At 45.3% G+C, this 15,180-nt stretch carries 10 protein-coding genes; 7 read left to right on the top strand and 3 right to left on the bottom strand.

What is annotated here, in order from left to right:
* Positions 1 to 297 precede the first annotated feature (297 nt).
* Positions 298 to 1,416: a glycine cleavage system aminomethyltransferase GcvT gene (gene gcvT / locus C9I99_RS04405; protein ID WP_107347602.1), complete on the top strand. Its 1,119-nt coding sequence runs from the start codon at positions 298 to 300 to the stop codon at positions 1,414 to 1,416.
* Between the two features lie 160 nt (positions 1,417 to 1,576).
* A complete protein-coding gene (locus tag C9I99_RS04400; protein ID WP_133638241.1) occupies positions 1,577 to 1,876 on the top strand; it encodes a hypothetical protein in 300 nt (99 codons plus the stop codon).
* 534 nt (positions 1,877 to 2,410) lie between these two features.
* Here C9I99_RS04400 and pdsS read toward each other — a convergent pair.
* Positions 2,411 to 4,642 (bottom strand): proteobacterial dedicated sortase system histidine kinase, encoded by a 2,232-nt coding sequence (gene pdsS, locus C9I99_RS04395; RefSeq protein ID WP_107347600.1) that lies wholly within the window; start codon positions 4,640 to 4,642, stop codon positions 2,411 to 2,413.
* A complete protein-coding gene (gene pdsR / locus C9I99_RS04390) occupies positions 4,642 to 5,328 on the bottom strand; it encodes a proteobacterial dedicated sortase system response regulator (protein WP_107347599.1) in 687 nt (228 codons plus the stop codon). The genes pdsS and pdsR overlap by 1 nt, the downstream gene beginning before the upstream one ends.
* Positions 5,329 to 5,553: 225 nt before the next feature.
* Between pdsR and pdsO the strand changes: the two genes are divergently transcribed.
* Together pdsO and C9I99_RS04380 are read left to right on the top strand one after the other, a co-directional pair.
* Positions 5,554 to 6,321: a sortase-associated OmpA-like protein PdsO gene (gene pdsO, locus C9I99_RS04385; protein WP_107347598.1), complete on the top strand. Its 768-nt coding sequence runs from the start codon at positions 5,554 to 5,556 to the stop codon at positions 6,319 to 6,321.
* Positions 6,322 to 6,332: 11 nt separating this feature from the next.
* Positions 6,333 to 6,578: a hypothetical protein gene (locus C9I99_RS04380; RefSeq protein WP_107347597.1), complete on the top strand. Its 246-nt coding sequence runs from the start codon at positions 6,333 to 6,335 to the stop codon at positions 6,576 to 6,578.
* Positions 6,579 to 6,794: 216 nt separating this feature from the next.
* On the opposite strand, the gene C9I99_RS04375 is transcribed toward C9I99_RS04380, so the two are convergent.
* On the bottom strand, positions 6,795 to 7,733 hold the full coding sequence (locus tag C9I99_RS04375) for a chemotaxis protein CheV (RefSeq protein WP_107347596.1): 939 nt from the start codon (positions 7,731 to 7,733) through the stop codon (positions 6,795 to 6,797).
* Between the two features lie 350 nt (positions 7,734 to 8,083).
* On the opposite strand from C9I99_RS04375, the gene fdhF reads away from it, so the two are divergent.
* The 3 genes from fdhF (at position 8,084) to C9I99_RS04360 (ending at position 15,028) form a co-directional block, all read left to right on the top strand.
* Positions 8,084 to 12,238: a formate dehydrogenase subunit alpha gene (gene fdhF / locus C9I99_RS04370; protein WP_107347595.1), complete on the top strand. Its 4,155-nt coding sequence runs from the start codon at positions 8,084 to 8,086 to the stop codon at positions 12,236 to 12,238.
* A 459-nt stretch (positions 12,239 to 12,697) separates the two neighbouring features.
* Positions 12,698 to 13,063: an NADH:ubiquinone oxidoreductase gene (locus C9I99_RS04365; RefSeq protein WP_107347594.1), complete on the top strand. Its 366-nt coding sequence runs from the start codon at positions 12,698 to 12,700 to the stop codon at positions 13,061 to 13,063.
* A 252-nt stretch (positions 13,064 to 13,315) separates the two neighbouring features.
* Positions 13,316 to 15,028: an SgrR family transcriptional regulator gene (locus tag C9I99_RS04360; RefSeq protein ID WP_107347593.1), complete on the top strand. Its 1,713-nt coding sequence runs from the start codon at positions 13,316 to 13,318 to the stop codon at positions 15,026 to 15,028.
* The last annotated feature ends 152 nt before the right edge of the window (positions 15,029 to 15,180 follow it).

Genomic DNA, 15,180 nt, shown 5'->3' with positions numbered 1-15,180 from the left:
GCTTGAGCTTTGTTGAATGGGCATCGCGAGAAATACATACCGAAGTCCTGATTGTTAAAGCTATTGATGGTTTTAACAATTGGTATGCCGCAAGTAGCAAGAAGAGGCTAAGGCATAGCCTCTTCTTACTTTGAGGAAATGTTAATTTTAGAAACTTTTGCCTGTGATCCAAATGTGTGATGTAGCACGATTGAATGATAGGAAACTTTGTTTACTATAAGAAACCATGTCTAACATGGTTGTAACAGCTGATATGGAGTATCGCCGCTTTGCTCGCGGTGTATGGAGTAAAATCGTATGTCACAAGAATTACTGGTAACACCACTGCACGCACTACACATTGAAATGGGCGCCAAGATGGTTCCTTTTGCTGGCTATGATATGCCCGTTCAGTATGCGTTGGGTGTACGTAAAGAACATATCCATTGCCGTGAGTCGGCTGGTCTTTTTGATGTGTCACACATGGGGCAATTGCGCCTACATGGTGAAGATGCTGCAAAAGTAATAGAGTCGCTAGTTCCTGTTGACATTATTGACCTTCCGGCAGGCAAACAGCGCTACGCTTTCTTTACTAATGAGCAGGGGGGTATTCTCGACGATTTGATGGTGACCAACTTTGGTGATCACTTGTTCGTTGTTGTTAACGCTGCATGTAAAGATCAAGACATCGCACACATCCAAGCTCACCTACCTGAAAACGTCACAATGGAAATCATTGAGGACCGAGCTCTGTTAGCGCTGCAAGGGCCGAAAGCCGCTGCGGTATTGGCACGCTTAAACCCTGCTGTTAGTGACATGGTCTTCATGGATGCGGCCAAGGTTGAGCTATTAGGCGTTGAGTGTTTGGTAAGCCGATCAGGCTACACCGGTGAAGACGGCTATGAGATCTCTGTGCCTGCCAACAACGCTGAAGAGCTGGCTCGCGAATTATTGGGTCAAGATGAAGTGGAATGGATTGGCCTTGGCGCACGTGATTCACTCCGTCTTGAGTGTGGTTTATGCTTATACGGTCATGATATCGATTCAACAACGACACCGGTAGAAGGTAGCCTGCTCTGGGGTATTAGCAAGCCTCGCCGTGCAGACGGTGAGCGTGCAGGCGGTTTCCCTGGTGCTGATATTATTCTTGAGCAGATCAAAACCAAAGACGTTGTTCGCAAGCGAATTGGTTTGGTGGGTAAATCGAAAGCCCCTGTGCGCGAAGGCAGCAAGCTATTTGATGTCGATGACAATGAAATCGGTATCGTTACGTCAGGTACTTTTGGCCCAACAAAAGGAGCACCAGTAGCAATGGGTTACGTTCAAACGGATCTTGCTGTTATTGGTACTGAAATTTTCGCTGAAGTTCGAGGAAAAAAATTACCGATGACAGTCGAAAAAATGCCATTTGTTCCACAAAACTATTACCGTGGCTAACTAATGGCTATATCAGTAATCAATTGATGTAGCGATAGTTTTTAATCGATTAATGAAGGAGCCTAGCAGGCTCCTTTTTTTGTCTCAAAGTCTGGTTGGAAAAATACTCAGAAATCATCTTTGCTATAGGTATAGCGCTGCCAATACAGCTGAGGTTGATATGAAGAATTGTAACGTCCACGAGGCTTATTTCCACAAGATTCCAGTCTGTTTTGTTGCTTTGATGATGGCGACCTCCTTTAGTGTCTCGGCTGAATCTTTCCTAATGGGGTTCGATGAGTATATGGAACGTTGCATGACTTCTTATGGTACAGACCAGGTCACGCGTTCTGTCTGTGAAAACCAATACAAAGCCATAGAGCAAAAAGAGCAGGAAATGTTTGCTAAGGCGAATGGTGTGAACAACAAAGCTTGGTCGAAAGAGAAGAATAACAGTGAGGTATTGATTGAAAAAAATTAAGGTTTTAATTGTTGTGTTGATAGATATTAATTGTTGACGCTATAAATTATTTTTTTCGATTGATTGAAAGTGTTTGTGAACTCTAATTTTTGACTTAAGGCTTGCTGAATGAAAGCTGTCTGGGTGTGTGATTTATTTGTGTTTTTTACTGGCGCTATTCGCACTATTTTGATTGTACTGATGTCGGTTTGATTTAAGTTTTTAAAAACAATGCCTTGTGTTTTTTTCTGTTTTTTGGGAACAGAAAAATCAATGTTCCGTCATTTAACTGTTCAGCTTATATTTAGCCGAGAGGCGTAATATAACTAGGGTAAATTAATTAACTAATGACAGCTGTTTTATTCTTCATTACTTTGATGAATCAATTCTGCTTTTATTTATCCTTATGAGTTTTATGGTTATGCGGCAATATTTGACTAAGTTTCCATTGTTTGTTCGTGAGCAATTAAATATGCGAGAAATGTTATTCGAGATTCTGTTAGCGATCGTAGCAATAGCAGCGGCAATAGGTTTGTTTACCGCTGCGGTTATGGCCTAGCTTTTTGATGCTCCTTCTAGCGTCGCAACAGCAAGCGTGACGCAAACTTCAACACCCTGTTTATCTTCTCGATTTCTAAGCAGAATCTTTCCTTGATGATAATCAGTGATCAAGCGTGCAATGAACAACCCAAGCCCTAAGTGAGGTTTACTTTGTTGGCTTTGAGTTCGAACAGAAACCATAGAGTTCAGTAGCTGATCATTCATATCGTCCGGAAGCAACGGGCCTTTATTACTGACTATCAAGCAAGCTTGAGAAGCCACTTGTGACAGTGTCACCTCGATGGGTTGCTCATCCAGGCTAAAGTCAACAGCGTTTGAAATCAGTTTGTCGAGCATCTGTGCTAGATAATCCGGTGCACCATCAACCATGACAGGTGCGTTGCCTGTATCGACGTTGAAGCGATGGTTCTTATAGGCCATCTGATACCCTTGCATACAGCCTTCAACCAGCTCATTGAGAGGGAAAACTTCCTTTTCTGCACCCTGCAGACTTTGTTCTATACGGGTGGCTTCAGTCATGCTCGACAGAATGGTGTTCAGACGTTGGATGCCCTCATGAGCGCGTTCAATGTAGCGTTTAGAATCTTCATCTTGTTCTTGCATCGACAGGTTTTCGATAGAAGAACGAACAACGGCAACCGGTGTACGCAATTCGTGGGACAAGCGCGACGAGAGGTTTTCTAGGTAATGGTTATACTGACTCAGTCGACTGACCATGCCCGCCAAGCTCCGGCTTAAGTCGCCAATTTCATCACTTTCTGTTGATGCCGTAATGGTGTGCTGAATTTTTCCTTGGCTATCAATGGCGTGTTCAGCTTCGTTACGCAGTTTTCTCACCCTCCTTGATATATTGGAGGCAAACAAAAACAGTGTTAGCGTACCAACCACAATAATGGCGATGAGTGCATTGAGTAATTTTTCAAGGGCGCGGTTTCGTAACGTTTGAATACCGATGGTTGATTCTTCAGCGACAACGGCCCCCATTACGTTGTCATCTAACCAAATGGGGTAGGCTGCCGCTAAAATCATTGCCTTTCCGTCATTTGAACGACGCCAGAGTGAATATCCTCGGCCCTGTAGGGCTTGTGATATGTGTACACCCTTAACGTTGGCCGCATCTTTGAGCGTATCGTGAAATGCGGTTGGTTCCTTTATCAAATAGCGATAATACAGCGGGTGAAGCCATTTTTGTTCTAGCGTAGTCCACCAAGAGTCTGTTTCATCGCCATATTTGACGGATGATGACCACACACCGTTGGACTCTTGAATATCACCGGTTTGAGCTAAGATCCGCTGGTGTCTATCTATAACCCAAATGCGCGAACTGGTATGTCCCATCCCTTTGAGGATATTCTCAATCTCTGGAGAGGGAATGAGTACGGTACCCAGTTTGCTCAGTTGGTTGGTGTTTGAGGTACCAATAATCGTGTCGATTTCTCGGTTGCTGGTGTTATTGACATCATAAAACGCAAACCCCAACTTGCTGCCCAGCATGTTCAGAGGAAGGCGTAATTCAATGTTGTAGCCATTGTCAGTGGTATGCCAATACCCTTGAATCTGGCTTTCTAGTTCTAAGTCGGCTGGCTGAGTAATGTCCCCATTGATCCGCCAGGCATTGAACCATCCGTCTTCATAGACGGAAATTACATAGCGATGAAATTCACCGTTGGGTGTCGTTATGGCGATGATCAGATGATCGTTCCTATCAACCCTTGCTGAACCTCTGCGACGCATGACGGGTTTGTTGTCTTTGACTTCAAACAAGGCATACAAATAGCCATCGTATTTTCCGACCATATGGTTGAAGTGAAGGCTACTGCGTTGATAAGGCCGGCGACTGAACTGGACGTATTCTCTGCCGTAATGCACAACTTGTTCGGAATAACCGGACCAGTCATTAAGTTGACCGTCGAGTTTTATTGCCGAGCCGAGTTCGTACGCATAAAGATCACGGCCTTTTTGCACTGATTGCAAGAAACTGGCTTGGTCGCTAAATAGGTTGGGGCGTTCATTAAGCGCAGTGGCGACAGCCCTTGCAGTTCCCACTAAGGTTTGCTCTTGGCCCTGGCGCAAGAGCTTTTCCATTTCGAGGATATAGTTATAGCCAATCCAAGGCAATGTCAGCAATAAGCAGGCTATTAACGTTATTTTGGTACGTAGGCCAAAGGTTAGCTTTAGCCGTTTTAAGCGGGGTGATGGTATCTTTCGCCATGTTATTTTTTGCATTAAGCCCCCCAGCGGTAGCCCATGCCATATACGGTGTTGATACAGTCAAACGTGTTATCGAACTGCATGAATTTTTTACGGATCCGCTTGATATGGGAGGTGATCGTACTGTCATCGACAACCACTTGGGCTTCGTCCATGAGATCGTGTCGACTTTTAACATGGCCCGGACGCTTAGCCAGCGCGTATACCATCCAAAATTCGGTGACGGTTAACTCAACAAGGTTTTCCTGCCAAAATACCTGCATTTTGTTTTTGTCGATGGATAGCGCACCGTGCTGAATAAGCTCTACTTTCTCAGTGGGTTGCAGCATAAGATCGCTGCGGCGGAACAGCGCCGCAATACGGGCTATTAAATGTGGAAGACTGACATCTTTGGTCAGGTAATCATCGGCACCCATACGCAAACCACATACTGTGTCGAAGTCGCTGTCTCTTGCGGTGAGAAAAATAATTGGCAAGGTGGGTGATAGTGCCCTGAGTGATTGGCATAACGTAAAACCACCATCTATTTCCTCCTGCAAGCCGATATCGATAATGGCCAAATCTGGCAGGTCTGATTCAAAAGCAGCTTGGGCATCAGGACGGTTGTCATAGCCTAGTACATCGTAACCGTGTTTTTTTAGTACATCGATGTAGTTTTCACGGATGGCTCTTTCATCTTCGACAATGACAATTTTTTTCATGACCTAGTACCTATTTTTTTCAAGACTTAGTCGTCGTACAGCGTGTTCATGAAGCTGACTATACAACAATCTAGCTGATAGAAAAGGCTTGCAGGCGGAATCGGAGCAATTGCCATTTTTTTGCCACAATTGATCATGACATTGCCTTTTTTTGCGCCCAGATTTGCCAGATCGGCTTGCTTTAATCACCTCATCAAAACGAATTACATCGATGAGGACATCACAATGAAAAAGCAACTAATTTCAACATTGATCGCAACAACGCTAATGGCATCACTGGTTTCTCCTGCCGCTACAGCAAATGACAGTATGAGCAATAGCAATACCAACGACACCTACCGCGTCGGTGAGCAAGAATCACTCATCGGTTTAGGCTCGGGTGCCGCGCTTGGTGCCATTGTTGGTGGTCCTATCGGGGCCGTCGTCGGAGCCATGGTAGGTGGTATTGTTGGTACCGCTGTTGGGCAAGACAGCCAAATTCAAGCACAAGATGAAGAGTTGGGTGAACTGTTCGCCCGTAATAGTGAACTTGAACGTATCAGCCAAAAATATAACCAAGCGCAAATTGAGATTGCCCGCCTTGAGCAAGACAAATATGACTTGATGAACCACAAAGAGCGCCAGTTGGATTTGGCATTGGAAATGAACGTGCACTTTAGAACAGGCTCAGCTGAAATTGAACCGCTCTTCAAAGCTCAGTTGGATGAGATTGCCGAAATCATGAAGCAGGCACCAGATATTCACTGGGAACTCGCGGGTTATTCTGACCGACGTGGTAGCACGGAGCGTAACTTAAGTTTGTCTGAGCAACGTGTGGAAGCGGTACGTGATTACCTGGAATCACAGGGTGTAGAGAGTGTTCAGCTTTATGCTGCTGCGTATGGTGATCAGGAGCCACTGAAGAATGAACAAAACTTTGAAGGTGACTTCTTCGACCGTCGAGTGACATTGCGCAGCGCAAGTGACAATGTCAGTACGGCACAGAGCCACTAAGAGGGTGGGAAATGACTGAGAATCAAAAGAAAACAATTAAAGAGGAGGCACCAAGCTGGGTGCTTTCCTTCCTCATCACCTTGCTATTGACTGTGCAGTTGACGGTTAGGGCTGATGATATCTCGGCACAGAAGATAGATATCTTAGGTGGTGAAACACTCTATGCTTGGGATGAAAATTGGCAACCGGTCGATACGGATCAGCATATCTACACAAAACAGTACCAAGTAGATGAGCAGCAACATAATAGGCAGTAATGTGGGGCAGAGGGAATGAGTGAGATCGTTTGGTTCGAACTGCTAATGAAAGTGTCACTGTTGCACTTCAGCCTGATTTATTGCTGAGTAATGACATCGGTGAAACGTCTATTGCGGTGGTTTGTATGGGAAGTCGCAGGATTGGTCTAGAAGGTAATGGAGTAAATAGTGGCATGTTGTCCCTATGCTCGCCCTAATGTGGGCGAGCATCTGCTGCTAAAGGAGTGCTTTCAATCTTTCTTGTACGACTTCAACAAGTAGATCCGGCTGGAATTTAGAAATGAAACGGTTACAGCCGACCTTCTTCACCATCGCTTCATTGAAATTACCGCTGAGTGATGTGTTGAGAGCAATATGAAGGTCACGCATCCTCGGGTCATTTCGAATTTCATGAGTTAACTTATAGCCATCCATTTCTGGCATTTCAGCATCGGTAAACATCATCAGTAATTCGTTGTTAAGATCGATCCCTTTGTCACACCAGCTTTTTAACATGTTCAGTGCATGCAATCCGTTATGCGCCTCAATGACCTCAAGCCCGAGTTGGGACAGCGTTTCACGGATTTGGCCTCGCGCCGTCGAAGAATCATCAACGATAAGAACTTTTCGACCATGGAAGTGGTTTAAGAGCGACGGGTCCAAAACTTCCTGTGATATTTGGGTGTCGTAGTCAACGATTTCAGCCAATACCTTCTCGACATCAATGATACTGACCAAGCGCTCTGCGTTATCTTTTTTGACCTTAGTAATGGCTGTCAGGTAATTATTTTTGCCGACTTGCCTCGGTGGTGGTTGAATGTCTTGCCAGGTCATATTCATGATGTTCATCACTTGGCCCACCAAAAACGCCTGCACCGAGCGGTTGTATTCCGTGATGATAATGTTGCACTCTTCGTGTGATTCACTCTGCTTCATACCAATTGCTTTGCGCAAATTGATAACAGGAATCGAAACACCACGAATGCTGGCAATACCGCTGATATTCGGGTGAGAACCCGGAAGCTGAGTCAACCGAGGCAGTTTAACGACCTCTTTTACTTTGAACACATTAATGGCAAATAACTGCGCGGTATGGAGCCGGAAGATGAGGAGCTCTAGGCGATTTTCACCAACAAGGTTAGTCCGTTGGTCAACTGAGTCGAGTATGGTGGTCATTAAGCGTTCAATGAATCTGTAATGTTATGTTTATCAACATATTACCTTATTGACATGTTGTTGTCTAAGTAAGCCAGTAGGCTAGCAGAAAAAAGCTACTACATATCGCTTTTCAATAAATTTTTTCCAAAATAAATATCCAAAATGTTTCAAATCAAGGAATTTGATGCTGTAGCCAGATAATCTGACCTAATAACTAAAAAAGATGATCGACTAAACCTAAATCAACAATTCTACTGGTTATCATCCTGAGCGCTGTGCTGCTTCTCCCCATGAACAAGAAGTTAGCGATATAAAGAGCCTTGAAACTCACCATAAAGGCACAGTGCCAGCAACAGAAAGAGGCAACTATGAGTAATGTCACGATAGACGGTCAGGTTCTGGCTACTGACGGTCAATTGTCAATTCTTGAACTCGCTCAACAGTTCAAGATTGAGATCCCATCTTTGTGTGGGCTAAATAAAAATGGCGAGAAAGTACCATGTGATTTATGTGTGGTAGATATTGAAGGCCAAGGTATTCAGCGTGCCTGTGAAGTGACAGCTGCACCTGAGATGGTCATCACCACGCAAAGCGATGTGCTTTCAGAGCGCCGCCGTGAGTCACTAAATCGCATTATGTCAGATCACTACGCAGACTGTGAGGCACCTTGCCAAACTGCTTGTCCTGCTGGTGTCGATATTCAGTCTTACCTGTATCACATTTCCCAAAACGACCACCAGAAAGCCGTAGAGGTGATTAAGCGCACCTTGCCAATGCCGTTGTCTATTGGTCGTGTTTGTCCGGCTTTTTGTGAGACAGAATGTCGCCGCGGTATTGTCGATGAGCCTATTGCGATCCGCCAGTTAAAGCGTCATGCCGCAGATATTGACTTGGAAGCCCAAGAGCAATATGTCCCACCACGTAAAGCCGATAAAGGCAAGAACGTGGCGGTTATCGGTAGTGGTCCTGGCGGGTTGAGCTGTGGTTATTACCTCAGTAACGAAGGTTACAACGTCACTGTATTCGAGTCTATGCCTGAAGCTGGTGGCTGGTTACGTTACGGTATTCCTGAGTACCGTTTGCCAAAAGCCATCCTTGATAAAGAGATTGAGCTTATCTGCCGTAACGGCATGCAGGTTGAAACCAATACAACCTTGGGTAAAGACTTCCTGTTGTCAGAGTTGACCAAACAGTACGACGCTGTATGTCTCGCTGTTGGTGCATCCCAAGCGGTTGAAATGAATTATCCGGGTAGTGATCAAGATGGTTGCTACCTTGGTGTTGATTACCTAAAAGATTACGTCACGACTCAAAATTACACCACCGGTAAGAAAGTTGCTGTAATTGGTGGTGGTAACACGGCTATTGACTGTGCCCGTACTGCCGTACGTGACGGTGCTGATACCACGCTGATCTACCGTCGTACCCGCGATGAAATGCCAGCGGAAGATTATGAAATTGTCGAAGCTGAACATGAAGGGGTGAAATTCCACTTCTTGACCAACCCAGTTGAAAACATGGCAGATAGCAATGGTCGGGTGACAGATGTAAAGCTTGAGAAAATGGCCCTTGGTGAACCTGATGCTTCTGGCCGTCGTCGCCCAGAAGCAACGGGTGAGTACTTTGTCGAGCATTTTGACACGGTAATCTCAGCGGTATCGCAAAAGCCAGATCTGTCGTTCTTGGACAATGATAACATCGAGCTTCCTGTTACCCGCTGGCTAACGCTTGAGTCAAGTGACGATACCATGCACTCCGGTGTGGAGAATATCTTTAGTATCGGTGATTTCCGTCGTGGCCCTGCCACAGCGATTGAAGCGGTAGCTGATGGCCGTGTTGCAGCTGAAGCGATTGATCGTTTCTTCAATGGCGATATGGAACATATCCCAGTTAAGCCATATAACTCGCAAAAAGCAGCCAAGGTGAACCAGGTTGATCCCAAGCAATTTGAAGGGATCCAGAAGGCCATGCGCTCTATCATGCCTGAGCTTACCAGTGAACAGCGTGAACTTAGCTTTGCTGAAGTGGAAACGGGTTTTGTTAACGAAGAAGCGATGCGTGAAGCTGCCCGTTGCTTAGAATGTGGTTGTCAGGCAAATACCGACTGTAAATTGCGTGACTTCGCGACTGAATATCAGGTCGAAAAAGATGACTTGGATATGTCCGACTGTCAGAAGTTTGCTGTTGACGATAGCTCGGAATTCATTGTTTTTGATGCAAACCGCTGTATTAGCTGTGGTCAGTGTGTCGACATCTGTAACGAACAAGCCGTTCATGGTGCACTGGGTTTCTTGAAAGATGCTGATGGCAATAGCGCCAAGCGACCAGAGTGCCGTCCCGGCTTTGATAAAGGTTATAGCATGGGCGATTCAAACTGTGTGCAGTGTGGCGCTTGTGTACAGGTTTGTCCGACGGGGGCGCTAACGGATTCTCGCGATAAGTCGCAGGGCCGCATCGAGATGCTTAAGCCCGTTGATACCATTTGTACTTATTGTGGTGTGGGCTGTAAGGTCACCATGTATGTGGACGAACTAACCGATAAGATCCGCTACGTACAAGGTGCGAAAAACTCGCCAGTAAACCAAGGTATGCTTTGCGTGAAAGGACGCTTTGGTTTCGACTTTGTACAAAGCGATGAGCGTTTGAGCCAGCCATTGATTCGTAAAGAGGGTGAACTTCAGCCTGCCAGCTGGGAAGAAGCCATTTCTCTTATTGCTGATAAGTTCTCATCAATCAAAAAAGAGTCGGGTGGTAATGCACTGGCTGGTTTTTCGTCAGCGAAAACCACCAATGAAGATAACTTTGCTTTCCAGAAGTTTATTCGTCGTGAGTTTGGTACTAACAACGTCGATCACTGTGCCCGTTTGTGCCACTCCACAACCGTAACAGGGCTAGAGGCTTCGCTGGGTAGTGGGGCAATGACCAACGATATCCCGAGTATTGCCCATTCTGATCTGATCTTTATCATTGGTTCGGATACGACATCTGCTCACCCAATCATTGCGTCACATATCAAGCAGGCTCTTCGCAAAGGGACTGCCCGCTTGGTGGTAGCCGATCCGAAGAAAGTGGATATTGCCGACCATTCTGAGCTTTATGTTGCGCACCGTCCAGGGACTGACGTGATGTTGTTGAATGGCATCATGCAGCAAATCATCCTAAACGGCTGGCAAGATCAGAGCTACATTGAGCAGCGTGTTGAGGGTTATGAAACACTCAAAGCTGAGGTGATGAGTGATGCTTATTCTCCGGAGAAAGTTGAACTGGTTACCGGTGTTAAGCAAGCTGATTTGCTCAAGTTGGCAGAGACAATTGGTACAGCCAAACGTACGGCTATTTACTATTCAATGGGTATTACTCAGCATACGACGGGACACGATAACGTACGTTCAATTGCGAACTTGCAGTTGCTGTGTGGCAACATTGGCATTGAAGGGGGCGGTATCAACCCGCTTCGTGGTCAATCGAATGTTCAAGGTGCTTGTGATATGGGTGCACTGCCTTGGGACTTCCCGGGGTATCAGAAGGTCACCAACAAAGATGCTCATGCCAAGTTTGCTAAAGCATGGGATCGTCCTGATTTATCTGCTGAGCTTGGCCTGACACTCACAGAGATTATCGATGCTGCTTGTAAGAAAGAAGTACGCGGCTTGTACGTAATGGGTGAGAACCCAGTACTGAGTGATCCAGATCAGAAACACGTGCTGGAAGCCATTGAAAAGCTAGACTTCTTGGTTGTACAAGATATTTTCATGACTGAAACTGCTCAACTTGCCGATGTGGTTCTTCCTGCTTATTCATTTGCTGAGAAAACAGGTCACTTTACCAATACTGAACGTCGTGTTCAGCGCTTGAATCCTGCTGTTAAGGCACCGGGACAGGCGATGGAAGATTGGTTGATCATCCAGAATATTGCTAACGCGATGGGGAGTGACTGGGCTTATCAGTCAGTTGAAGACATTACCGCAGAGATAAATGCCCTAACACCTCAATATGCAGGTATTACTTGGGACCGTGTTGGTAAAGATGGCCTACAGTGGCCATGCCGTGATGAAAACCATCCAGGTACCCGTATCATGCACCAAGAGAACTTTGTTCGGGGTAACAAGGCTGAAATGGTAGCAGTACCTTTCTTGTATGCCGCTGAGCTACCGGATGAGGAGTATCCAATGGTGCTCTCGACAGGCCGATTGTTGGAGCAGTTCCATACCGGAACGATGACGCGTAAGACAAAAGGGCTGGATAACCTTGCTGGGCCAAGAGTTATGATCTCTGTGTTTGATGCTGAGCGGTTAGGTGTGTCAAATGGTGAGATGCTGACCTTGTCAACTCGACGCGGCTCCATTGATGCGCCAGCATTTGTCACCAAGCGTATTCAACCAAATGTCGTTTTTGTGCCGTTCCACTTTGCGGAATCAGCGGCGAATAAGCTAACAGTTGCAGCGACAGATCCTTATGCGAAGATCCCTGAGTTTAAAGTAGCGGCTGTAAGAGTAGAAAAAATGCTAGAGGTAGTAGAGTAGTTTATCTTTCTAGTCATTTGGCGATAACGCTGTATAAAATATTAAACACCCAGTTTTACTGGGTGTTTTTTTATGTCGATCACAGAATCGAAAGCAGCATAAGTGGAAGATTAAATTCCATATTTAATCTTGTTATTGGCATTAATCTCAAAATTGAATTCTAAGGTTTTACGATTGGGACGCGGAATTTTGGGTTTAATTGATTAAAAATACCGGATTGACACGATTTCTTACACTTTAATTAAATCTTAACAAGTTGTTTACAAGGGTGTATTATCATCAATAGTGTGAGTGGTTTATGGTGTTACAAAATGTAAAATGCTGAAAGTTAAAGTGAAGGTGAATGTGCTGCTAAGCGCTGAGGTGTATGCATTTTGCTCGGAAAGTGGGAAAATATCCCTGTTAGCTTAAAGCACATCGAAAGGACGCATTTTTAACTTTCTTATAAAAGAGGTGTTTATGAAGTTCGGTTTGATTTTTTTATTGTCTGCCGTTGCTGGTGTACTTTCTGGTGAGCATTTTCACTCGTTTCTCGTAGGCTTCGGGGTGGCTTCAGTGGCTGTAGGTGCTGGGTATTGGCTGGCATTTCGTTGTTCTACCCGCTACCCGCAACTCGCATTGTTAATGTTGTTGATGGGCCTGATGGCTAAAATTGGCGTTACAATTGCTGGTGTGATGTGGGGACTTGAATCAAATCTCATCAATTCGCCATTTGTGTTCTCGCTATCTTATCTGTTCTTCTCAATCGTTGTTACTTATCTGTATTCAATGTGGCGCGAATTCCAACTGTCTCGTACGACGGCACTAACGACAGAAACAGCTTAAGCATTTTACTTGACGCTGAAAACGGGCTTAATGCCCGTTTTTTTGTGCCTGGAGTTTATCGGCTGCACTTAAGACCGGTGACTTTTAAGAAGGGGGGGCGGCATAGACTCACTCAGGCGCTATTTTTTGGGGGTCTACTTAGTAGAAAATAACTTGTTCTATGCCGCCAAGTACCGCTTGGGTACGTCACTATTTTTACGCTAAAATAGGAAACCTAAAACAGAAGAAACAATAAAAATAGGTTCCTCTTTTATGAGCGGTCAACGGCTTAAAATCCAATTTCAGCGATTGTATAACCATTTCTCTGGCCACGATGCCGATACTAACCTTCAGGATATTGCTGAAGTACTATTTTGTACCCGGCGAAATGTTCGGATGGTTATCAACAAAATGGTAGATAAAGGCTGGATCAATTGGGAGCCTGCGGTTGGACGGGGAAAGCAATCGCGGTTGGCATTTTGTAGTACAGACAATGAATTGCAGTTAATGCATGCGAGAAAATTGGTGGCTGAAGGAAAGCTAGAACCCGCTCTTGAAGCCCTTGAACACAACGCTGACAAGCTTGCCCAGATCATCCAAGAACAGCTTGGCCACACCACGGCACATGGCAAACAAATTGTTCGCTTGCCTTATTATCGTGCCTTCAGCAACCTCAATCCGCTCCAGCCTTTACGCCGTTCTGAGCAGCATTTGGTTAGGCAGGTATTCAATGGACTGACTCGAATAAACGAGGAAAAAGAGGAAGTGGAAGGTGATTTGGCTCACCATTGGGAAGCATTAAATCCACGCCACTGGCGCTTTTATATTCGGCCTTCAGTGCGATTCCATGATGGCCGCCTGCTGAGCAGCAACGATATTATTGCCACGTTCAACCAGGTTAAGCAGCATAGGCTGTTTAGTCATATCCGTGAAATCAATGCCCCTTTTACCAATACCATCGACTTTTACCTGACTGCTGATGATCAGCGCTTTCCTGATTTGCTTACAAACCTTATTGCCATGATCCAGCCGGCCGATGCAGATATGGACAACCCCAATGTACTGTTTCCAATAGGCACCGGCCCTTATAAAGTCATTCAAAATGACAGTAAGCGCTTTAAGCTGGAAGCTTCTGATCACTACTTCGGCTTCAGGGCGTTAATTGATATTGTGGACATTTGGATGCTATCTGAAGTTGCATCGTGTTACTTGCAACCAGCAGCAGATGCTAGTCAACTGGGGGGCGTGAGTGTCTCCACCCGTTTGAAATTGGATGAGGGATGTAACTTCCTTCTGTTTAACCGAATTAGTGGGTTGCCTGCAGATCCACAATGGTTACGATATTTGCAAGGGCGCTTGACCGCTTTGCAGCTGTTGCAGCGGCTAAATAAAGATCAGATTGGTGATTTCCGTTTAACCAATGCTTATGGCATTTTGCCGGGGTGGACCCATGTACCGTTACATACTGCACCAGTGCACGAACCGCCGTCGAAACGTACCCTAACCATTGCTTTTGCTTGTCAGCACCCGGTTTACCCACACGTTGCCAACGCTATTAAAGAGTTATTAGCTGAAGATGGCATTAAGCTGAAAATGCTTGAGCTAACCACGACTGAAATTGCTCTTGGTAAACATTGCCAGAAAATTGATCTTTGGTTGGGAGGAATGAGTCTGATGAACTACCGTGATGATGCGTTGTTATCATGGTTCTTCAATTTTGATCATATCGCCCGAGCCATGCCGGAAGAGGAGTTCAAGCAACTGGAGCAAGAGATATTGCGATGGCGGGCAAATATCGAACAGACTTCGCCTTGCCAGCACATCGGTGCCAAGCTTGTTGAGTTTGGTCAGATCATGCCGCTTTTTCACAACTGGCTTGGTGTTGATGACTCTGGGGCGGTTCAAGGCATGCAATCCAATTCTATGGGCTGGTTCGATTTCAAGTCGGTATGGATGAAGCCTGAGCTTGACGATAGTACGCGTTAGGTTACCCGGTTTCATGTAAATGAAAGTTCATATTTTTAACACGCTTCATTCATCGTTCTGACACCCGTGTTAAGTACAAAAGAACCATATCTTGCTCTCTATCAGAAATTGATAACAGGCACGATATGTTCGTAAAATTGGCATGGAGAATC

The sequence above is a fragment of the Photobacterium lutimaris genome, from assembly GCF_003025555.1.
GTDB lineage: Bacteria > Pseudomonadota > Gammaproteobacteria > Enterobacterales > Vibrionaceae > Photobacterium > Photobacterium lutimaris.
The sequence above is the reverse complement of the archived record's forward strand: the minus strand, read 5'-3'. Positions and strand labels throughout refer to the sequence as shown.